The organism is Streptomyces phaeolivaceus, assembly GCF_009184865.1.
Lineage (GTDB): Bacteria > Actinomycetota > Actinomycetes > Streptomycetales > Streptomycetaceae > Streptomyces > Streptomyces phaeolivaceus.
Genome location: NZ_CP045096.1, coordinates 3,177,109 through 3,198,262, shown reverse-complemented (window position 1 = coordinate 3,198,262; position 21,154 = coordinate 3,177,109). Strand labels below are relative to the sequence as shown.

The 21,154-nt window shown below is 69.3% G+C and carries 17 protein-coding genes; all 17 read right to left on the bottom strand.

What is annotated here, in order from left to right; all coding sequences use genetic code 11:
- Positions 1-30: 30 nt before the first annotated feature.
- Entirely contained in the window at positions 31-591 is a 561-nt protein-coding gene (locus F9278_RS14825) for an NUDIX domain-containing protein (RefSeq protein ID WP_226966741.1), read from the bottom strand.
- Positions 588-755, bottom strand: coding sequence for a hypothetical protein (locus tag F9278_RS46155; RefSeq protein WP_193241487.1), 168 nt, complete (start codon positions 753-755; stop codon positions 588-590). The genes F9278_RS14825 and F9278_RS46155 overlap by 4 nt, the downstream gene beginning before the upstream one ends.
- Positions 756-821: 66 nt before the next feature.
- Complete coding sequence (locus F9278_RS14820; protein WP_152173869.1) at positions 822-1,991, bottom strand: bifunctional class I SAM-dependent methyltransferase/NUDIX hydrolase; 1,170 nt, start codon at positions 1,989-1,991, stop codon at positions 822-824.
- A gap of 406 nt (positions 1,992-2,397) precedes the next feature.
- On the bottom strand, positions 2,398-4,311 hold the full coding sequence (locus F9278_RS14815; RefSeq protein ID WP_404818888.1) for an ATP-binding cassette domain-containing protein: 1,914 nt from the start codon (positions 4,309-4,311) through the stop codon (positions 2,398-2,400).
- A 663-nt stretch (positions 4,312-4,974) separates the two neighbouring features.
- Positions 4,975-7,467, bottom strand: a complete 2,493-nt coding sequence (locus tag F9278_RS14810; protein ID WP_152168759.1) for a DEAD/DEAH box helicase — start codon at positions 7,465-7,467, stop codon at positions 4,975-4,977.
- Between the two features lie 173 nt (positions 7,468-7,640).
- Positions 7,641-8,525, bottom strand: a complete 885-nt coding sequence (locus tag F9278_RS14805) for a zinc-dependent metalloprotease (RefSeq protein ID WP_193241486.1) — start codon at positions 8,523-8,525, stop codon at positions 7,641-7,643.
- 369 nt (positions 8,526-8,894) lie between these two features.
- Positions 8,895-10,124: an acyl-CoA dehydrogenase family protein gene (locus F9278_RS14800; protein WP_226966740.1), complete on the bottom strand. Its 1,230-nt coding sequence runs from the start codon at positions 10,122-10,124 to the stop codon at positions 8,895-8,897.
- Between the two features lie 65 nt (positions 10,125-10,189).
- Positions 10,190-10,726, bottom strand: coding sequence for a GAF domain-containing protein (locus tag F9278_RS14795; protein ID WP_193241485.1), 537 nt, complete (start codon positions 10,724-10,726; stop codon positions 10,190-10,192).
- Complete coding sequence (locus tag F9278_RS14790) at positions 10,723-11,352, bottom strand: GTP-binding protein (RefSeq protein ID WP_152168756.1); 630 nt, start codon at positions 11,350-11,352, stop codon at positions 10,723-10,725. The genes F9278_RS14795 and F9278_RS14790 overlap by 4 nt, the downstream gene beginning before the upstream one ends.
- Positions 11,333-11,698: a DUF742 domain-containing protein gene (locus F9278_RS14785; RefSeq protein WP_152168755.1), complete on the bottom strand. Its 366-nt coding sequence runs from the start codon at positions 11,696-11,698 to the stop codon at positions 11,333-11,335. Before F9278_RS14785 ends, F9278_RS14790 begins: the two co-directional genes overlap by 20 nt.
- A 1-nt stretch (position 11,699) precedes the next feature.
- Positions 11,700-12,182, bottom strand: a complete 483-nt coding sequence (locus F9278_RS14780; RefSeq protein WP_193241484.1) for a roadblock/LC7 domain-containing protein — start codon at positions 12,180-12,182, stop codon at positions 11,700-11,702.
- Between the two features lie 88 nt (positions 12,183-12,270).
- Positions 12,271-13,755 (bottom strand): ATP-binding protein, encoded by a 1,485-nt coding sequence (locus F9278_RS14775; RefSeq protein ID WP_193241483.1) that lies wholly within the window; start codon positions 13,753-13,755, stop codon positions 12,271-12,273.
- A 300-nt stretch (positions 13,756-14,055) separates the two neighbouring features.
- Positions 14,056-14,232, bottom strand: a complete 177-nt coding sequence (locus F9278_RS14770) for a hypothetical protein (protein ID WP_404819043.1) — start codon at positions 14,230-14,232, stop codon at positions 14,056-14,058.
- Positions 14,233-14,679: 447 nt separating this feature from the next.
- On the bottom strand, positions 14,680-15,816 hold the full coding sequence (locus F9278_RS14765; protein WP_152168751.1) for a hypothetical protein: 1,137 nt from the start codon (positions 15,814-15,816) through the stop codon (positions 14,680-14,682).
- Complete coding sequence (locus F9278_RS14760) at positions 15,813-16,814, bottom strand: thiopeptide-type bacteriocin biosynthesis protein (RefSeq protein WP_152168750.1); 1,002 nt, start codon at positions 16,812-16,814, stop codon at positions 15,813-15,815. The genes F9278_RS14765 and F9278_RS14760 overlap by 4 nt, the downstream gene beginning before the upstream one ends.
- Positions 16,796-18,022, bottom strand: coding sequence for a lanthionine synthetase C family protein (locus F9278_RS14755; RefSeq protein WP_152168749.1), 1,227 nt, complete (start codon positions 18,020-18,022; stop codon positions 16,796-16,798). The genes F9278_RS14760 and F9278_RS14755 overlap by 19 nt, the downstream gene beginning before the upstream one ends.
- The gene (locus tag F9278_RS14750) at positions 18,019-21,069 is read right to left on the bottom strand and encodes a lantibiotic dehydratase (RefSeq protein ID WP_152168748.1); all 3,051 of its coding nucleotides are present in this window, start codon (positions 21,067-21,069) and stop codon (positions 18,019-18,021) included. Before F9278_RS14750 ends, F9278_RS14755 begins: the two co-directional genes overlap by 4 nt.
- Between the last annotated feature and the right edge of the window lie 85 nt (positions 21,070-21,154).

Sequence of the window (21,154 nt, the reverse complement as noted above, 5' to 3'; positions counted from 1 at the left end):
ACAGAAGGCAAGTTGACCTGAGCCGGTGAGTCAGGAAGTGGGTGGCGGCGGTGTGATCGGATAGCAGTCGTTGAGCACCACCGCGCCGTCGATGGCGCGGGCGTGGAGAGCGGCCAGGGCACGGCGGGCGTTCCCTGGAGCCATCAGGTCGGGAAGGTCGGCAGGGTCGACGAAGTCGATCGCCTCGATCTCGCTTGTGCGCAGACGGATCGAGGCGATCTGTTTGCTGCCCCAGGTGCCGCCGTCGAAGACATAGATGATCTCGCCGGGAAAGTGGACGGCGGGGTCGTTTCCAGGTGTGCTGAACGGGACCCAGTCCACAGCCAGGGCCCGGCTGATCGGTAGGCGGACGCCGAGTTCCTCCAGGACCTCGCGTGCAGCGGCCTCGGTGGGGGCTTCCTTGGCGTCCACGCCGCCACCGGGCAGCAGTCGCGTGGTGCGGTAGGTGACACGCTGGAGCAGGATGCGGCCGACCGTGTCGGTGATGAGCACGGACACACCGGTCCACAGGGTGGCCCGGGAGGCCCCGTACGCGGCGGGCGACATCGCGGTGCCGTGTGGCGCGGGGCCGCTGGACGGTGAAGAGGTCATTCGGGCTCCGATTCATCAGAGGCATGCGGGACTTCGCGGTCGATCGGGCGGAGGCGCAGGGAAGTGCCGGACGGTGGCGGAAACCAGTCGGAGGCGCGGAAGGGCGTTTGCTGGTTCCGGGTGAGGAAGAACTGGGTGTGGTGTTCATCCAGTGAGGTGGTCATGGCGAAGTTCGTCGATGGTGCGGGTTGCGGGCTGGACGGTGAGGTGGGCGGCTGTCTGCCACGTCATCACGCGACGGTGTCCGCCGTGTCGGCGAAGGGGGTGAAGTGTGCGGGCGGGTGGTCGATGTTCAGGTCGGGCCGCCAGGTGGTCAGGACTTGGGCGCTGCACTCGAACAGGCCGGAGGGCAGTGCGTCCAGGGGCCACCAGCGCCAGTCGCTCACGCTCTCGTCCTTCTGGTCGGCGGGGGTTCCCTGCCACGTGGTGAGGACGGCGGCCACGGTGATGCGGACGACGTCGCCGACGTGGTCGAGAAGCATGCCGAGCAGGCGTACGTCCTCCGGGCGGCCGGTGAGGCCGGTCTCCTCGGCGAGTTCGCGCACGACGGTCTCCCGCAGTGATTCGCCGGGCTCAACGGTGCCGCCCGGCAGCTCAATCGTGCGCCGGCGGTGCCGGCCCAGTAGTACGCCGTCCGGCCCGGACAGGATGATGCCGACGCCGACTGCCGCGTGCGCTACGGGCGGCCGGGTGGTGCGCGGGCGGGACGTGACGCGTACGGGGCGGCGGACCTGGAAGAGCCGGTAGGAGGCGTGGTTGCCCTCTTCCGGGGCGTCGAGGACGGTGATGCTCTCCACTCGGAGCCCGTAGTGGACCAGCAGGTCCTCCCACAGTTCGGGTGTGAGGACCCACATCTGGACGGTCAGTTCCGGGCCGTCGGCCAGCCGCAGGGTCTCCGACCGCGGGACGAGCGCGGTGGAGGGTCCCTCGCCATGGGAGTTGGTGTGCAGGACGGTGAAGCACAACCTGGCGCCGGGTTTGAGCGCCGCGCTCAGGGCGGGCAGCAGCCGGTGCGGGTCGATGTAGGGGACGGAGTGGACGGAATAGATCACGTCGTACGGGGCGGCGGCGCGCAGGTGCTCGACGGCGTCAGCGAGTACCACGTTCAGACCGGGCAGCTGGTCGTAGCGGGTGCGGGCGCGTTCGATCTGCGTGGGTGAGGAGTCCACGGCGTCTACGAGCGCGCCGTGGTCGCGGGCGAGGTGGGCGGCGTGCCGGGTGAGCCCGCAGCCCAGGTCCAGCACCCGCCGGCCGTCAAGGTCGCCGAGGATCGCATCCCCCGGACCGGTGGCGCCGGGGCCCCAGTCGATCCGGTCGACTTCCGGCAGGTGGGTGCCTCGCCGGCGGTGGTGGTGGCCGTAGGCGGTCCATGCCTCGGTGTTGATCTCCTCGGGCTTCATCGCGCCGTCCTCCCGGCCGGCGTCGACCAAGCGAAGGCCGACTGTGGCTGCCGGGCGTCTTGCTCGTGTCGTCTGGTCGTCATCAAGGTCCTTCGGGAAGGGGGAATCCGGGATCGGTACGAAGGCGGGTGCCGCACCGGCATATGACGGGGCGGTGTAGGTTCCGCGGTTCTGTGAGCACTGCGTCCTGCAGAAACGCCGGAATCCGGGCTTCATTAGCACTGCCCCTGTCGGCCGATCATGAGCACCAACGTGGTCACGAAGCTGGGAGCCGGGCCCGTGGATACGGCGAGCCCGCAGGTGATGAGACCGACTGCTCATCGAGCCGCGGATTTGCTACTCCACTGCTAACGAACTCCTCTCATTGCTAACGAAGTCGCGGACCCTACAGGCGGCACCCGGCCGGTCAGCGGTCTTGTGACAGGGCCAGCAGCCGCGCGAAGGTTCCGTCGCCGCAGGCGAGGTCCTCGTAGGTGCCGTGCTCGGTGACCCGGCCTTCCTCCATCACCACGATCTCGTCAGCGATCTTGGTGTTCTCCAGTCGGTGCGTCACCACGATCGTGATGCGGTCCGCCGCCATGGCTTTGAGCGTCTCGAATGCCCGGTGTTCGCCTTCCGGGTCGACCTGAGAGGTCGGCTCGTCCATGATCAGCAGCTCCGGGAGCCGGTGCAGCCCCCGGGCGCACGCCACCCGCTGCCACTGTCCGCCGGACAGCTCCACCCCGCTGAAGATCTCCCGCGCCAGCAGGGTGTCGAGCTGGTCGGGCAGGTCCTCGACCGCCTCGCGCAGTCCGACGGCGTCGATCGCCTCCCACACCGGCACATCGCCACCGGAGCGGGGCTGGCCGAGATTGACGTTCTCCCGCAGCCTGAGCGGCCACTGCGCGAAGACCTGCGGGACCAGACCGGTAAGCGCCCACACGGTGTCCGGGTCCACCTCGGCGAGGTCGGTCCCGTTCCAGGTCACCGTGCCCTCGTCGGCCAGGAGGATCCCGGCGAGCAGGCGAGTCAGGGTGGTCTTGCCGGAACCGTTCACGCCGACCAGCGCCAGGATCTGCCCGCGCTTGAGCGTCAGCGACACCCCGTCGAGGGCCGGCTTGTCCTTGCCCGGGTAGTGGTACACCGCCCCCCGCACGCAGACCTCGTCGAGGGGCGCCCGCACCGTCAACTCCCCGCGGTGAGGGGCCTTTTCCTGGGCCTCGTCGAGGAAGGTGGTCATGTCGCCGAGGTAGAGGCTGGTGTGGAAGACCGCGGCGGCGCTGCGGACCAGCTGGGTCAGCGCGCCCAGGGTGGTCCGCACGGCGAAGACCGCGGTCGCGGCGATCGCCACCGCGATCTGGCCGGTGGCCGCCAGCCAGTACAGCGCCGCCCAGGTGGCCACCAGGAACAGCCCGCCGCACGCGGCTGAAGCGAGGTTGATCCGCAGGATCCGGGGAGCTGCGGCCAGCGAGCGCTCGTCCGCCTGTTGCGACAATATCCGGTACCAGTACAGCAGGTAGCCGGACATCGAGTTGGCGCGGACCTCGTCCCCGTATTTCGGGCTCGTCGCCCACCAGCGCATCATCCCCCGGGCGTTGCGGTTGGCGATGTTTGCGTAGTGGATCTCGTAGTCGACGCGCGCGGTGAGCACCGAGCCGACGCCGGCCGGGAGGACGGCCAGCAGCAGGAACGGCAGCAGCCGCCAGTCCAGCACGGCCAGGACCGAGCACGCCGTGACCAGTTGGATCAGTGAGGACATCAGCTGCTGGGCGTCGGCGACCATCACATGGGTGCGGATCACGCCCATCTCGGCGGCTTCCTGCCGGTCGTGGAATCCGTCCTCGCTGTAGGCGGCGGCCTCCACCTGGCACACCGAGGAGACCAGTGTCGTGTCGGCCTCGGTGGTCAGCTTCGGGGTGATGCGCCGGTCACCGTAGGCCGAGACCGCACTCGCGGTGCGGGACAGGGCGGCCATCACCGCGACGAAGATCAGCGCCGGCAGCGCCTGGTGCAGCCGCTCCTGTACCGTTCCGTCGCCGAAGAGCGAGCGCATGACGTCCGACGTGGCGGTCAGCTGTCCGGCCGCCGACAGGCCGACCGTCACCTGGCATACCACCAGCAGGACGACCGCCGTCCGGTCGACCGCCCATGACATGCCCGCGATCCGTTTCATCACCGACGGGATCCGGGCGCACAGGGCCCTAAACGAGACCCCGTCCATGGGGTTGACCGAGTACTGGCCGGTGTACTTGATCTCCGCGGGTGCCGGCGGCGCAACTGCGGTCATGGCGGCGTCGGACGGGGGGCGGGAGCCCTGCGCGGGCACCGTCGGCTGCGTCATGACGTGCCTCCGCTCGCCGACACGGTGAGAGCGGTGTATCGCCGCCCGGCGGAGATCCTCTCCAGGACTGCTCGCTTATAGGGGTGGCAGCCCCCGGGCGGGTTCATGGCGGCGCTCATGCCCCCCACCTCGGATCCGGGTGTGACATAGCCGTGGTGCCGGCCGCGGCGCTGTCGCGCATCGTCACGAGGGGTCGAGCAGCAGCCGTCTGGACGGCCCAGCGCGCTCCAGGGAGGGGAGGAGGGGCGATAGCGAGGGCGGGGTTCATCGAGACTCCTGACGTTGACCGGACGAGAGAACGCAGGCGTGCCGGTGGCTGGCGCGCACGGCGGCCACCGGCACGCATCACCAACAGGGCAGCCTGCAGGCCGGGTTGGGGATGACTGATGATGACCGGGACAACGAGCCGGCCACCGCTTTCGAACGCGCGTGTTTGAGTCGTGTCCGTGCCCCACGGCTGTGGGCCGCGGATGTCGCGCATCCCTGAATTGAGCCGCGGACGAGGGTCCAGGTTGTGGCCGAATCGCTGCGGACCGGTAGCCCTGTGCCACGCAACGTGACGGTGCTACGGGACCTGGACACCCGGACCGGTTGGAGTGCCGGCCCTCGATGGCTTCGAGTGAGCGGTGGGGGTCCAGGGGGCTTCGGATGCGACTTCGTCCATCAGGCCCTTTCTTCCGCCGCGGCCAAGGGGCGACTCTGCTGCTGAAGAGCGGATTTCAAGCGGGCATCGAACTGGGCGTCTTTCTTTCGCGCCGTCGCAATGGAGGAAGCGGACAGGGAGAGAATTTGGCGGGCTTTTCGGATTGAGGTTCCGGATGCGACTTCGTCGATCAGAGCTTGCTTTTCCGACTCGTCCAGGACGCGGTACTGGGCCCGGAGAGCGACTTTCAGGCGGACGTCGAACTCTGTGTCCTTCTGCCGTGCCGTGATGACTGCGGAATCGCTGATGCCGAGTGCTTTGCGGGCGTCCTTGAGTTGCGTTCCGGCTTGGACTTTCTCGACCAGGGCCGTCTTGAGGTCCTGGTCCAGGGCAGTGACCCGGAAGTCCAGGACAACTCCACGTCTCTCCAGCTCGGTACGCTGGTCGGCATCCAGGGTCCGCGCGTTTCCCTCCCGGTCTTTGACGGTGCCCTGAGCGACGGAGCGCACGTAGGAGAGGGCCGGGCCGAGGCGGTAGCCTTCGGTGTCGACGTATTTGACCGGTACTTCGAGATTTCCGAAACGCTGGAGGTAACGGTCGCAGGCGTCCAGCAGTTCCTGCTTCTTGGCGGCTTGCGGGTCCCAGCGCATTCCCAATTCGTCCAGCGCGCGGACCAGGGGCTGGTGCAGGCGGCCTTCACGGTAGGCGGTACGCAGTGCCTTGAACTGCGAGCCCAGCAGCCTCCCCTCGGGCGTGACATGGCTGTCGGGCACGTCGATGTTGCCGTGTTTTTGCTGGTAGGCGCGGGCATCGCTGAGCAGTTGCTGCCGCCGGGCATCCAGTGGTTCCCACTCCATGCCGATGCGGTCCATGGCGTCGATACGGTCCTGGGGAACCCACCCCTTGCGGCGATGCCTGCGCAAGGTGGCTATCCATGCGGTCAGCTGGCGGCCACTGGCGCCGAGCTGGTTCTCCGGCACGTTCAGGTGGCCGTGCTCCTTGTGGAAGGCGACCGCGTCCGCGTATCCCTCCCACCAGGAGGAGGTGGAGTTGCGTACCGTTAGCAGACGCAGCTGATGGAGGATACGGTCGGATGTGCCCTCCGGCAGGTGGAAGGTGATCCTCTTCGGTAGGTCGGATTCCTCCCCTTCCTGCGCTCCGGGTCCCTCGGCGCCCTTCCTGCCGGCGGTGCGCAGCGACAAGTTCGCGCGTTCCCGGTCCAGTTCGGCGCCGAAGACGTCGTCGTGGGCCCTGAGGGCACGTACGACTTCGAAGAGAGCTTCGAAGTCGCCGGCGTCGAGTTCGTCGTCGACCTCGGCGGTGGTGTCCGGAACGATGACCGGCACGATGATCGTGGCGATGGAGGCTGTGTGGCGGCTTCGGCGCATGGCCCGGCCCACGGCCTGGGTCACCTTGGCCGCGGACCGGGACGGGTGGGTGAAGACGATCGTGTCCACCGCCGGAACATCAACGCCCTCGGTCAGGCACTGCGCGTTGGAGACCACCGTCCATCCGCCGGCGGGCGGCTGCGCCAGCCGCGCCATGATGCCCTCCCGCTCGGCGGTGTCCATCGCCCCGCTGATGTGGGTAGCGTGGACCATGCCCGCCGGCTGCTTGGCGGCGGGCAGGCGGGCGATGGTGGCGGGAAGGGTGCGTGCGAAGTCGGCGGCCTGCTGCACCCGGGGGTGGAAGGTGATGGCGCGCTCGGTGCCGTAGGTGTTGCGGGCGTGTGCCAGCGCGGCCTGCGCGACGACGGTCCTCAGAGCGATCTCGCCGTCTACGTAGTCGGATGCGGTGTCGGCGAGCAGGGCACGGGCCTCGGCGTCGCTGATGCCCAGCACCACCAGCCGGTAGTCCTTCAGATACCCCTCGGCGATCCCGCGGGCGAAGGGGTACCGGTACAGCACCGGCCCGAACAGTTCCTCGCTCTGCCAGGTCAACGCATCCCCGGCCTGGCCGCCTGTCACGTTCGGCGTTGCCGTCATCACCAGTCGGCTGCGGTGGGGCAGGAAAGCCGAGTCGGTGACGACCCGACGACGGGCGGCATCCCGTTTGCCGAACAGGTGGTGCCCCTCGTCGCACACCAGCATGTCGACTTCGAGACCGGCCTGCCGCAGACTTTCACCGATCCGGGCGGCAGATGCGTAGGTGCCGAAGATGATCCGGCGCCTGCCACCGCTCAACCAGGAGGTGATCACGTCCGGATCAGTACTGACCGGCACCTCGAAATCCTCGGTCCGTACCGGGACGTCGGAGACCTTCTCGTCCGAGCAGACCGCCATCGCACGGAACCCGACCACGCCGGCGTCCTGCCACTCCCGCAAGATCTGCGCGACCAGAGCCAGTGACGGGGCCAGGACCACGATCATCCCGTCTCCCGGGACCAGTTCCTCCACCGCACGCAGCGCCATGAAGGTTTTGCCGGACCCGCACGCCGCGTGCAGTTGTCCCCGGGTCCCGTTCGTCAGCCCGGTGACAACCGCGTCGTGCACCTCCTTCTGATACGGACGCATCGAGGGAAGCTTCCGCGGGGCGGAACGACGGGGTGTGTCCGAGGCGGTCAACCGGGTCACTGATGATCCTTTCGTGCTGGTGTGGTCGGTATGGGAATGGCGTTACGCGGGACTGAGGCCGAGAGGGGCCCGGCCGGGGGAGTGGGAGCGGAGGCTCCTCAGCGCGGCGGCGGTTACAGGAGCGCTGGTCCTTCGATGCTGACGCGGCTGAACCATGCCTCGGGATGGGTGATTTCCCGGTTCGTGGGGGCGAGCGAGGGGTCGGTCCAGATCCGGTTGAACGGGGCGACGCTGCCGGAGACTTCGATGACTGCCTGGACAAAACTCGCGCCGTCTTCGCGGGCCGGTGGACTCGGATCCGCTGCTCGCGCGCACATCAGCGAGGTGAGATCCGCAGGGGGCTGCAACCAGGGGATCAGTCGGGCATGCTGCCGGTACCGCCATGAGCGCGGCACTTCTCGGGGCCGGTGCTCCCGGCAGAATCCGAAGTAGGCGCCTGCCACTTTCTGTTCGGCCCAGGTGGCATGCCCCTCCATCAGGGTCCTCGTGGCCGAGTCCTCGTGCACGCGGGCAGCAGCACGGATCGGGGGCGGGGGGAGCGTGCCTGTGCTTGCTGCGATCTGAGCGTGGTGGACACCGGCGTGGACGACGAAGCGGATCAGCGCGGTGCGGTCGTAGCGGACCCCCGTGTGGTGCAGGGCCTGCGGTGTGATCAGCGTGCGGGGTTCGCCGTAGTGGTCGGTGATCGTCAGGCCGGGGTTCATCGGCCAGCCCGGGCGCAGGTCGCTGGCGTCCCATGCCGTGAGCCGGCCGCGCACCCGGTCGGCTTCCGGCGCGGTGAGGCGGGCCTGTGCAAGGTCTTCCTCCAGCGACCGCTCGGCCCATGCCCGGATCTCGGCCCTCCAGGCGCGGGGAGTGAGCAGCCGGAACACCAGCGTCGGGCAGGACAGGTCCGTGACCTCCTGGATCAAAGACGCGGTGTCCCGCAGGATCTGCTCGATTTCCTCGGCGAGCCCGGAGTGGCCCCGTGTCTCATTGGGGACGTCGATGATCGTCACACCCCCGTCCCCCTGACCGTGATCGGTACCTGGCCGGGCTGTGGGCAGATTGGGACGGCGGCGCGTGTGACCACGAGGTTGCTGCTCGGTGCGGCGCTGAGGTGGAGGTGTCCTGGGAATCCATGCCCGGTGCGGGCTTTGGGCTGCCACCACAACAGGGGAGACAGGGGCGCTCGGCTCTTCATCAACTGGCTTTCGGCGGAACGGACAGGGAGGCGGCTGGTGGCGGGCACCGGGACCGGCCGCGCGGTTGGCAGGCCCCACGTGGCGGGTGGGGCCTGGAGGCGGACGGTGGGTCCCGGAGGAAGACATTGCGGGCGGGAGTTCCCGCAGCTGGTTGTTGTGTTGGAGGGCGTGGGTGTCTGGGAGTCAGGCGGCTGTGCTGGTGGGGAGGAAGAGCGAGGTTTTGGCGGCGAGCCGTTCGGACCACTGGATGGGAGGGGCACCGAGCTCGGTTTCCGCCAGGCGCTGGCGCTGTACCTCACCGGTTCCGGCGGGCGCGTAGGTGTGCTGGACGTCCCGCCACAGCCGTTGGAGGGGGTAGTCCGTGCGCAGGGCGTGGGCGCCGTGCAGTTCCATGGCGTCCTGGCCCGATTGCACGGCCCATTTGTGGTTGAGGTACTTGGAGTTGATGAGGAGGTCGTCGCAGGGGCGGCCGGAGTCGAGCATGCGTACGGCGTGGTGGGCGAGGTCGCGGCTCGCCATGAGCCGGGACTTCATGTCGCCGACCCGGTCGCGCAGGACGGGAAGGTCGGCGAGGGCGCCGTTGTAGCGGCGGCGGCCCTGAAGGAAGCCGGCCGCGCATTCCATGATCGCTTCGTGGATGCCGAGGGAGACCGCGGCGAGGTTGGGCCGGCCGTAGAGGATGCTGCTGCTGTAGGCGATGTCTTTGCCGTCGCCTACTTCGCCGATCACGTTGGCCTCGGGTATGCGTACGCCGTCGAAGGTGAGCTTGCCGAAGGTGAAGCCGTGCAGGCCGAGGGCGGGCCGGTGCGGTTCGACGGTCAGTCCGTCGCGGTCGTGTTCGACGAGGAACGCGGTCAGGGCGCGGGAGCCGGCCGTGTCGGCGGAGGCGGTGCGGGCCACGACGCAGTGGAAGTGGGCGATGTGGCTGTTGCCGATGTGGACCTTGCTGCCGTCGAGGATCCAGTCGTTGCCGTCGCGGCGGGCGGTGGTCTCCATGCCGAGCACATGGCTGCCGGTCTCCTCTTCGGTCACCGCGATCGACAGCAGCGTGTCCCCGCAGGAGACCTGGGGCAGCAGCAGGGCCTTCTGCTCGTCGCTGCCGAAGTGGATGAGCATCGATACGGGCAGCTGGCTGGCCTGCAGGATGGCGCCGGCCGCGCCCGAGGCCCGCGCCATCCTCTGGATCATGAGGGTTTTGGCGAGATGTCCCGCGTGCATACCGCCGTACTGGCGGGGGATCGTGGCGCCGAACCATCCCTGTTCGGCCATGAGCAGGGCCAGGTCGCGTTCCACGGCGTGGGGGGAGGACTCCATGCGCTGGACTCGGGGGGCGACTTCCGCGGTGGCGAACTCGTCGAAGTGCTGGACCAGGGCTTCGTAGTCGGGCGTGAGATCCGCAGTCGTGGACGACATCGTGGGCATCGTGGTCTCCCCCTTGGGGTGGTGGTCGCGAACGGTGCTGCTGGGCGCGGGTCCTGCTACGGGCTGGTACGGAGGTAGAGCTCGGTCATGAGCAGGTCGCGCATGTGGTCGATGCGCGTCCACACCGGGCGGCCTTGCGAGCGAGCGCGCGGCTCGATGTCGATCCCGCAGACGGTGCCCCAGACGTGGTTCGTACGCTTGTCGATGAGGGGGGCTCCTGCGTACATGCGGACCCCGAGTTCGTCGACGACCGGGTTGCCGGCGAAGGCATCGAAATCGAGGACGTCGGTCAGAACCAGCGAGCCCCGGCGCTGGACGACGTGCGGGCAGAAGCCGTGGGTCAGCGGCAGGGTGCGGCCCAGCACGGGCAGTTCGCTGTCGGCGGGATTGGCGAGACCGAGGAAGTACTGTTCGTCGCCGACCCAGTTGAGCATGGCGTAGGGAGTGCCGAGCACGTCGGCGACCTGCCGGGCGAAGGCGTCGAACGCCTCCACGGGCGGAGCCATGGGGTCGAAGACCTCGGGCAGGTGGCTCTGCCAGTCGGTGTCGTGCCTGGTGGTGGACAGGAGATCGGACGGAGCGTGGGGGTTCACAGCTGTGCTCCCTGGAGAACGGCGGCAGGAGAATACGAGTGGGTGAGCACGTGGTCGATGAGACGGGCGAGTACGCCGGTCGCGTCCGTGCTCAGACGGGCATCGCACAGCACGACCGGAACCGTGGACGGCAGCGCCAGGGCGGAGGCGACTTCGTCGGGGTCGTAGTGGCTGGCGTCGTCGAACACGTTCACAGCGACCAGGAAGGGCAGGCCGAGCCGCTCGAAGTAGTCGACCGCGGGAAAGCTTTCGTCGAGGCGGCGGGTGTCGACGAGGACCACCGCGGCGAGGGCTCCTCGCGTGAGCTCGTCCCACATGAACCAGAACCGGGTCTGCCCCGGGGTGCCGAACAGCATCACGACCGCGTTCAGCTGAGGGAAGGTGATCCGGCCGAAGTCCATGCCGACGGTGGTCGCCGTCTTGTCGACCAGCAGGCTGAGGTCGTCCACGCCCTCGGAGACCCTGGTGATCACGGCCTCGGTGCGTAGCGGGGTGATTTCGGAGACGGCGCTCACAAACGTGGTTTTGCCGACCCCGAACCCGCCGGAGACGACGATCTTGACGGGGGTGGGCTTCGCGCGGCCGAACCGGCGTGCCGGCCGGGGGTCAGAGCTTGAGGAGTCCATTGCGAAGGGCCTTCAGGAGAGCGACGTCGGGAAGGTCGGCGGAGTGCGGGGTGGTCACGGCGCTGAGTGCACCGATGTCGATCAGCCGGGACATGAGGATCCTGGTGATCTGGAAGGGCAACCCGATCAGGGCGCTGATCTCAGCGACGGCCAGGGGCTGCTCCCGGCACAACGCCATGGCCTGGTCGGCTTCCGGCGGCTGGCCGGAGGGCGGTTCTCCCTCGGCCCACAGCAGCGTCTCGATCTGTAGGTCGTGTGTGGGCCTGGTCTGGCCGCCGGTCAGGACGTAGAGGCTGGGGGCCTCGGTGTCCTCGACGGTCCAGGCCGGGCTGCTTGCGGACGCCATCTCACTGGCCGTCACCGGAAGGGGCCCCGCCCGCGCGCGCTGGTGTGGCCAGCAGCTCGCCCATCCGCTTGATCATGTTGGCCATCGCGAAACCGACGGTTCCCTCGTCCGCCCGGGTGTTGGTCAGCACCCCCAGGACGCTTTCGACCTTGTCCGGGTCGCGGCCCGCGTTCAGGGCCACCGCGGCCGGCGGGCTCCCGGCGCTCATGATGAACAGCAGGAAGTTGGTCTTCCTGATCAGGACCTGTTCGACACGGCCCTCGCCGTCGTCGACTCCGTGAGCGATCGAGTACAGGCCGTTGATCACCGCGGCCAGGCGGTCAACCATCTGGCCGTCCATACCCGGTCCCGCATAAGCCAGCCGCAGGCCGTCCTGCGAGCCGAGCAAGACGCCCGTCACGTCGGGCACCTTGGCGAGGTCGTTGAGGAGCTCGTCCACAACCCGGTCCGGCTGGGCTGCCGTGGAGTCGGTGGTCATCGTCATCGCAATTCTCCGTATCTCCGTACGTCGTACGGACTGGTGCTCAGGCGCGAAACCCGGCACGAAAGATGGGTGGGGCGCGCTGCGGGGGTCAGCCCGCGCTCGCCTCGGGCGGTCGTGCCTCGCGGCCTGCCGCGGCTTGTTCCGCGCGATGCACGCCCTGGGCGAACTTGCTGACGAAGGATGGATCCGGCGGCGCGAGCGGGACGGGAGTGGCCTCAGGCTCCGCAGGGGCCGCACGCTCATGGACCGTTGCCTGTGGCGTCCGCTGCGGCAACCGGGGGCGAGAGCCAGGTGCTGCTCCCCGGGAAGGCGTTGCCCTGGTCGTTGCCGAAGCGGCGGGTTGCTGAGCCGGGGCGCGCCGGGCGTTACGGGAGGGCAATGACGCCGTCCCTACCGGGGCCGGGGGACTGGGCCTCGGCCCGCCGGCCGGCCGGGGGCCGGGGCGTCCCGCGGACAGCGCCGACGGGCCCGGTACCGCGGCAACGTCTGCGGCAGGCTCAGCATGGGATACGGGCGCCGACTCGCCCGCCCAGAGCAGGAGCTTGTCCGGCACCACCACCAGTGCTGTCGTGCCGTGCATGAGATTCTTCTGCAGCTGCACGTGGATGCCGTACCGGCGGGCGAGTTTGGCCACCACGAGCAGGCCGGTCTGGCGCTGGGCCAGCTGCTCGGCCAGGTCCCTGTCCCGGGGATCGGCGAGCATCCGGTTGTAGCGGTCGAGTTCGCCCTGGGCCATGCCGATGCCCCGGTCCTCGATCTCCACAGCCAGACCCGCGGTGACCCTCGACGTGCGCACCACGACCTTGCTGTCCGGCGGCGAGCAGAGGGTGGCGTTCTCCTCCAACTCGGCCAGCAGATGGATCAGATCGGGTCCGGCGAAGCCCGGTATCTGCACATCCAGGGTGGACGTATGCATGCGAACCCGGGCGTACTTCTCGATCTCGCCGGATGCGCCACGCAGCAACTGCACCAGCCCGAGCGGCTGGTGCAGCGTGCGCGCCTTCACGCCACCCAGAACCGCGAGGCGTCCGGCCGACCGCCGCATCCGCTTGAGCAGATTGTTGACGTCGTACACGCGGTACAGCAGGTCCGGGTCCTGGACCTGATTGGTCAGCTCGGTCACGATGCCCAACGCGCGCACGAGCAACAGGGTCATGCCCCCGGCGATATAGACGAGCGCTTGCGGCAGCTCCGCCTGCCGCCCGTTCACCACCGCCCGCCATGCCTCCGCGTGCAACTGGTAAAGAGCGACCTCCGCGTCGCTCCACGGATTGCTGCCAGAGCCCGCCTGTCCCGCGCTGAAGGCGGGAGGAGTAGGCCGCTCACCCCGGTTGAGCTGCTCAACAGCGGCGCTGATGCTCTTGCGGCCTTCGTCCACACCGGACTGGAAGTGCCGCAGCCAGCCATGCACGGAATCGCTGTACTCGCTGCGCTGCCGGTGCAGCTCAGCCGCCGTGCGCACGGCCAGCCAGTCCGCGCCGACCAGCACGCCCAGGCCAGCGGCTGCCACCACCGCTCCGATGATCCAGCCATCCACATGGACGCGTGCCGTCGTGCCGACGGCCACCGCCATACACACGATCGCCGTGACCAAGAAGGAGGGCACAAGCACCAGAAGCCTCAACCGCAGGCGCAGCCCCTTCTCGGTGCGTAGCGGCTCAGCGCCGCGCGCACGCCGGCGCTGGCCACGTCGGTGACCGACTGGTCGCGGGCATGGCAGATCAGACATGGGTGACCTCGCGGAACGTGGTCCTGACAGGGAGGAGGGAATGCCGGGCATGGGGGAGTGGCCGCCGGGGCACGCGCGCCAGACTGCAGCCGACGGGGGAGGCGGCGTACGGCCCGGGCCCACAGGGGTGCCCCGACGCCCGGTCTATATACGGATCCCGCTGAGCATCTCGGCCACACTCTGCACACCGCGGCTGATGGACGGAGCGAGCGAGCTGTCGCGGAGATAGAAGCCGAGGAGCACGGCCGCTATTGCGTGGCCGACCTTGAGACCGCCTTTGCGGATCAGCAGCCACACCGCGACGGCCAGCACAACACCCAAAGAGAAAGTGACGCTCACGGAATCGGGTTTCTGCTGGGCGATTACGTCCGCGGGGCCCCGTATTACCAAGCAGGTCGGCGGCGATGACCTTCGCAGCTGCGGGACTTGAGGCGTCAGCGCGCCTGAAGGATGGCGCGCCTGCGCAGCTGGTGACCGCATTGGTCCAGGCGCGGCCTAGATAGGCCGCCATGCCGGCTACGGCGAGAAACGGGGCGGGCACGATGTCCTCCGGGGGCGCAGACTTGTCGTCTCGCGTCATGTCCGCGACGCCCGGGTGACCGTTTCCGGCCTTCGTTGATTTTACAGGTAAACCAGGGAAATAATCGATGCTCTCAGGTCAGAAGCCTGTGAAAAATACATGGTGCACAAGGAGGTTGGCTCCCAGAACGGAAAATAACGTTGTTCTGCCTGATCGGTGATGCTGGTCACCCGGGCTGAAATTCCTCTTCAATCCTGAGTGAGGCACTGGGCGAGGTTCGCCCCAGCCGTGCTGACAGCCCGCATCATCGTGGACAGCACCGGTTCCGGCAGCGTGCCCCGGCCGAGGCCGCTGTCGTGGACGATCGCCTCCAGTTCGTGGCGTGACCGCTGTTCGGCCGGTGGGGCGGGGTGGCGGAGGATTTCGCGTGCCGCGTACGCGTCGCACGCCTGTGTGGTGTCGCTGACGATCGCGTCGTACAGGGGACGTGCGAGGATTTCGCAGCCTTCCGGTACCAGGTCGATCGCCGCCAGAGCCAGCCGCACCCGGAACATGCGTAGATGCGGCGGGGCCGGTTCCAGCGCATCCCGCACGGCGAGTGCCGTAGCGGCGAACCCCTTTGCTGTGGCGCGGCACGCAAGGCGGTCGGCGTAGTGGCGGAGGATCTGCGCGACGGCTTCCTCCCACGGTTCGGTGATGGTGGCCTTGTCGATCAGAAAGTTGGTCATGTCCTGGGCGTCCGTATGCAGGCTCGCCACGACGTGTGCTTGCCTGCTGCCGTACAGCCGCTCGGGTTCCTTGTCGTAGGCGGTCGCGTGCTCTGCCGCTTGACGCCAGTGGCCGGCGGCGACCAGGAGCCGGGTTCCGTCGTCGAGCAGGAGGTCGTGGAGCCAGGGCCGGATGTGGTCCAAGGTGGCTTCGGTGGTGAAGCCGGTCAGGTCGATGGTCTGCCCGTGGACGGTCACGGTGCCGCCGTCATGCGCGGCGCGGTGCACGTTCATGAGCTGCTGATAGGCCGCCTGCGGGTCGCCCGTTCGGGCGGTCAGTCGTACGAGGTTGACGATGGGCTGGAGGCTGGCGATGGCGGTGTCCTCGGTGACGGGCCATGCTGCCTGGAAGAGACGGAGCTGACGCAGGCAGAGGTCTGTCGCCAGGTTGGTCAGCCCGCAGTCGGAGGCGATCAGTGCGGACAGGTTCCAGGTGGCGCATGCGAGGTTGATCCGGTCAACGAGGGGTCCGTCCTGCGCCGACTTCTCCCCGCAGGTGCGGACTTCGTCGATCCGTGCGGCGAAGCTGGGGTAGACGAGGTGGGACCGGCTGACCAGGGGGAAGCGCCTGGAGAGCCGACGGATCCTTGCCTGTGAATGGTGTGGTGGCGGGGTCACAGCATCGGCCTTTCCGTGGGGTCAGCGGGATGCAGGATCGCGGTACGTGCCGCGTGAGCGAGAACGCTCTGGGTGCGGGCGGACAGGCCGATCCGGTTCCAGTGGAAGATCACGTGGTAGGAGATGACCTCGCGCAGGCCGCGGTCGAGGGCTCCGTCCCGGGCGGCTGTGCCGAGGTCTCCTCCGGCCTGCCGAAACGCACTCACCCAGTCGGTGGCGGGCTTGAGAGTGCGGTCCGAGTGGAGCATGGGGCCAGAAGCGCTGGTATCGGCGATGAGCAGCTGTCGGAGGCTGTCGGCCATGGCGTGGACTTTGGCGGCCGGTACGTCTGAGAGGAGGGGCCGTTCCCGGGTGACGCGATGCCAGACGTCTCCTTGCTCGTACCACTCCAGTCCGGCGGCGCGCATCAGGGTGGCGCACAGCAGCAGTGACAACTCTCGGCGGCCCAGCTCGCCATGAGTTGTGGTGAGGATGGCGTGGCTGTCGGCGTGGAACAGGGTGTGGGCGATGGTCATGCTGGTGTCGCCGCCGAACGCTGCGGTTTCGGGCTCGTAGATGCCGGGCCACCAGCGGTGGACTCGCCCAGCAGCCGTGAGTTCGTCGAGCGTGTCGGCCAGTGCCGGGGGGAGCTGTGTCCCGACGGCCGGGAGCAGCCGCATCCGCCAGCACGGGTGCTTACGGATGAACCACCACCCGTTGATCAGAGCGTCCTGCTGGGCCAGATCAAGGACGGGGGCGATGTACTCGGCGGCGGTCTGCTCGGCCTTGCCCCAGTCGGTGAACCGGATGAACAGCTGACGCCATGCCAGGGGCCCTGACTGCTGGGCGAGGGCCTGTTGCCCGGCCTGCTGATAGACGGCGACGGCGGCGTCCAGGTCGGCGGGCTCGAGTCCGGCGCGGGCTGCGGCGGTGTCCGTGTCGGTGCCGGCCAGGACGTCCAGCACGGCGTGCAGAGTCGCTTCCAGGAGGGAGGGTTGGTTCAGTCGATCAGTAGGCATGTGTCCCATCCCGAGGTCGGCGCAGCGTCGTGGGCCGCGGTGGTCAGGGCGAGGGCGGTGCCCGCGGCGCCTTGCAGGAGGCCGGGGTCGTGGCCGGGTTGGGTGTGCCGGGTCAGGGCGGCGGCCAGGTCGGGCAGGGTGGCGCGCAGGGCCGGGGTGGCGGCGTCGTGGGCGGCGCGGAAGGCGGTCTGGTAGACGCCCGCCCAGCCGTGGCACAGGCCGGCGTCGGTGATCTTGGACAGCTGATCGGGATCGGTCAGGCAGCGGACCAGGGCGTCCTCGTACAGGCGCTGGCGAGCCGGGTCGCGGCGGGCGAGGGCGGCGAGCTGTCCGGCGCGGGCGATGCCGGGGGCGCCGTAGCACCAGCTGGGCCGTGCCGGGCCGCGTTGGGAGGGACGGCCGGTGCGGAGTTCACCGAGGCGGAGGTGCTCGGGCCACCAGAATCCGGCGGGTCCGTCCTGCCGCCACGTATCGAGCCAGTGAAGGATGGTGTCGATGGCGTCTTCCTGGCTGTCGACCTTCACGTCTTGGCGCAGGGCGCGGGCAAGGAGCAGCAGCGGGCCGGTGATGCCGTGGGCGGCTCCGAAGTTGGCGTGGCCGGCGGGGACGGTGGACGGGGTGAGGTCGGGCTGGTGATCGACCCACCAGCCGGGCAGCATCCCCTGGTCGCCGTGGCGGATGGGGCGGGTGAGCTGTACGAGGTAGGCCAGGACGCGTGCCATCGCGGTGCCGGACGGGGACCGGCGCAGCAGGTAGGCGCCGATGCCGGTGAGCCCGTAGAAGATGTCGTACTCGTGGAAGCCGGCTGGACGGCCTTGGCGGATGCGAGTTTGCGCTGCGTCGCATCTGCGGTGGGCGAGTTGAGCCACATGGTGGTCCAGGGCTGCCAGCGCGTCCTGATACCGGGGTGCCTCGGCGGTGACGGCGCATTCGAGCATGAACGCCGCCGCAGGCGCCCCCAGGTACAGGCCGCTGGTGTCGGCGGCGCTGACGGGGGTGGCGACGGCGGTCTTGATCCAGGGGTGTGCCTGCTGCCAGGTGCCGTCCCCGGTACGGGCGCGCTCGATGTGCAGGAGCGCGGATCCCGCAGCGCCGGCGGCTAGGTCCTGCGCCGCCCAGGGCTGGTCTTCGGGCGGCGGGACCGGGGTGGCCAGGTGGCGGGCGAAGGTCTCCGCCAGCACGGCTGGGCTGGTTGTTGCGGTGGTCACGGCTGCCGCTCCCGGTGTCGCAGGGCACAGGCCCGGGCGAGCCGGCCGGTGGCGCGTTCGTGATCGGGGGCGACGGGCAGCGCCCGCACACAGTGCTCGTGCAGCAGCGACCGCAGCACGCTGTCGGCGTTGCGCTCGGTGGACAGCTGCTGCCGGTAGGCGGTCAGGGCGGCAGCGCGCTGCCCCCAGGCGGCGATGACATCGGGGCCGCCCGGCAGGGCTTGGAGGACAGCGTGCTCGGGATCGGCCAGAGCCAGGGCCAGCGTGACGCGCTCCCGGGCGAGAGGGCCGTGTTCTTGAGGCAGGGCGCGGATCAGCCAGTCCGACGCCTGATCTGCGTCGCCGGTGAACCGCACCGTCAGGTCGAACATGCTCGCAGCGGTCAGGGCCTGCCCGATGGCGGCGTCATCCGCAGCGGCACGGATCTGCGCCACGCCGGCGGCGGAGTCCGCGGCGAACACCAGGTGCGCGGCGTCCAGAGCGGAGCCATGCCCATACGGGCCGGACTTTGGCGGGTAGGTGGTCAACTCCAGGTGGCTCGCCAGACGTTGGCTGCCGAGGGCGTCTGCCCAGCCGGTGACCTGTTGGGCGGCTGCGCCGAAGGCGGCTGGATCGGGGAGGCGAAGGTACAGATCCAGATGCTGGTCGGAGGCCGGGCGGATTGTGTCGCGATGGCGCCTGAACCACCAGAGCGGCATGGTGTCAAACTGGTCGAGCAGAGTGGGCAGGTGGCCGGTCAGGATCTCGTCGTAGCGCTGGGGGTGCGCGAACAGACGGGCATACAGGACGGTGGGCTGGCTGGGCGTCCCGGTGGCGGCGGCAGCGGCCTCCGGCAGACGGGGCGCGTCGGCGGGGGTGGAGTTCGCTAGAGGGATCAGGAGCTCGTGGGGGCGGCCGATCCATGCCCAGTCCCGCGCAGTGGTGCTTTCGCGTAGTTCGACAACGCGGTTGCGGTCCACGCCGGCGCGTAGCAGCGCCCGGTGGATGCGCTGGTCGAAGTCGAGGGGCAGCTGCTGGCCGTCTTCGACCAGAGCAAGGTGATCGGGGACGCAGAGCCGTTCGCGCCATCGGGCCAGTGCCTTGTCCCAGTCGGCCATGGGGGCGGACCGGCCGGGCAGTTCCTCGGCGGACAGCAGCCAACGGGCAGGCGCGAGGATCGTCCGCTTGTACCGCACGCGTGGCAGGTAGGGCAGGGTGGCGGCGACGCCGAAGGTGAACGCCCTGTAGGCGGCGCTGCGGGCGGTGGTGATCTCCGCCAGGAACCGGGCGAGCGGCGGTGTGTGGACGGACGCTTCCAGCGCATGGGTGACGCGAGGCTCGACGTGCTGCCCCGTTGACCTGCGCACCAGATAGAACCGGCGGGTATCGGCGGTCACCGCCAGGTCGTCGAGCGGGATCACGCCGGGGCCAGGCTCGTGGTGCTGGCCGAGAGGGATGGTGAAGGGCAGGACCTGCATGGTGCGGGTGATGTTCTCGTTGCGGCGCCGGCGAGGGGTGAACGACAGCTGCGCCGCGATGGCGCCGGGGCCGGCGGTCGCGTACGAGTCGGTGAGCGCGCTCTGCGCGGACGGCGGGAGCAGGTGCGCGAACCGGCCGAGCATGCTGCTGCCGGGGCGGGGGGCGCCGGTGACCAGCAGCCGGTAGTCGCCGCCCTGCACGGCCTCCAGGCTGGGGGCGTGGATCTCCACGGCGATCTCGGCCCGGGGCATGGGCAGGAGCGGTTCGGTGTGGCCGGCGGTCAGGTCGGCGATCGTTGCCCGGGTGAGGAGCAGCTCGCGCCTCCCGTCGAGCATCGCCTCCTGGAGCAGGCGCAGGATCTTCTCGTCCCGGTCGGTCATCTCATATGGCGGGCGGGCGCGCTCGGAGCCCAGGAAGCCCGCAGGCAGGCCGAGGCCGCTGTCCGCGATCAAGTCCAGTACGGACACGATTGCCTCGCTGCCGTATCGGTCGAGGAACCGCTGGTGGTAGTCGCGCCATTGGGGATACCCGTATGGATGAGGCGACAGCTGATGCATGACCTGGGCTGCCTCGGCGGCTTCGGCCAGGAGGGCTTCGGGGATGTGGGTGGTGCAGTCCAGTGCGGCGTCGACCAGTAGCGGGACGCGGCCGGTGGCGATCACGTGCTGCATGCTCTGCGTCAGCGGGTCGCTGAGCGTCCAAGGGGCGACGGTGTCCGGGTGCTTCAAGCCGCCCCGGATCGAAGCGAGCTGGGAGGCCAGCTCTGCGCTGTCGGGTATGCCGGTGGCGTCTGCTTTCTCCAGCTCATCGCATATGTGGGCGAGCGTGTCGACGGACGTCATCGGGGGCCACAGGCTGCTGATCAGGATGTGCTTGTTCAATAGGTCGGCGATCAGGCCGGCGAGCTGCTCGGGGCGTGCGGTGGGGAACTGCCCGGACAGACGGTGCACGAGCAGCTCGTACGGGATCGGGGTGCGGGCAGCCTCCAGCACGGCGGCCACGGGCCGGGTGAGGCGGACCGACAGCTCGATGGGGGCGTAGCCGGAGGTGTGCGCGTCGGCAGGCATCCCGTCCACCACGTGCCGGTTGCCGCGGGAGCGGCCGGTGTTGTTGGCCACGACCGTCAGCCGGGCCAGCAGAGCGGGGTGGCTCTCCAGGCGGGTAATGACGTCCGTCAGCCAGTCGGAATCAGGCCGCAGAACAGTCCGGTACCCCTCACCCCACAGAATGTGGGCGGCTTGAGCGGGCTCAGCGGGGGCGACGCCGGCGAATACCCCGAACGGGGTGGGCCGGTGGTTCCACCGCAGGAGGTACGCGGCAACAGACCGGACGGCCCGCCTGATACGGCGGCCGTCGGTGACGGTGCCGTTCAGGATCTCGGCGACGCGCTGACACAGGACGGGGCTGGCTGCGGACAGCGCCGTCGGCACTGGAGCGCGCCATACCTCCTCCAGCCACTGCCGACTGCGGATCGTGGCGTCGTCGCCGTGCAGGTCAAAGTCCGGCACGGGGATCGGCCGGGAAGCGGTGGAGGCGCGCAGCAGCATTCCGGGCTGCCACTGATACGTGAGGGGTATTCCGTGGGCCACCGGTGTCCCTTCCTGTTGTGGGGTGCGCGGACGGGGGGTGCCGGGGCGGCAGCGATGATCGGCTGTCGCCCCGGCGGACGCCGCG

Bases quoted from the DNA above. Each gene is read 5' to 3' on its own strand.
- F9278_RS14825 (WP_226966741.1), bottom strand. From the start codon at position 591: ATGACCTCTTCACCGTCCAGCGGCCCCGCGCCACACGGCACCGCGATG.
- F9278_RS46155 (WP_193241487.1), bottom strand. From the start codon at position 755: ATGACCACCTCACTGGATGAACACCACACCCAGTTCTTCCTCACCCGG.
- F9278_RS14820 (WP_152173869.1), bottom strand. From the start codon at position 1,991: ATGAAGCCCGAGGAGATCAACACCGAGGCATGGACCGCCTACGGCCAC.
- F9278_RS14815 (WP_404818888.1), bottom strand. From the start codon at position 4,311: ATGACGCAGCCGACGGTGCCCGCGCAGGGCTCCCGCCCCCCGTCCGAC.
- F9278_RS14810 (WP_152168759.1), bottom strand. From the start codon at position 7,467: ATGCGTCCGTATCAGAAGGAGGTGCACGACGCGGTTGTCACCGGGCTG.
- F9278_RS14800 (WP_226966740.1), bottom strand. From the start codon at position 10,124: ATGTCGTCCACGACTGCGGATCTCACGCCCGACTACGAAGCCCTGGTC.
- F9278_RS14790 (WP_152168756.1), bottom strand. From the start codon at position 11,352: ATGGACTCCTCAAGCTCTGACCCCCGGCCGGCACGCCGGTTCGGCCGC.
- F9278_RS14785 (WP_152168755.1), bottom strand. From the start codon at position 11,698: ATGGCGTCCGCAAGCAGCCCGGCCTGGACCGTCGAGGACACCGAGGCC.
- F9278_RS14780 (WP_193241484.1), bottom strand. From the start codon at position 12,182: ATGACGATGACCACCGACTCCACGGCAGCCCAGCCGGACCGGGTTGTG.
- F9278_RS14775 (WP_193241483.1), bottom strand. From the start codon at position 13,755: ATGGCGGTGGCCGTCGGCACGACGGCACGCGTCCATGTGGATGGCTGG.
- F9278_RS14760 (WP_152168750.1), bottom strand. From the start codon at position 16,814: ATGCCTACTGATCGACTGAACCAACCCTCCCTCCTGGAAGCGACTCTG.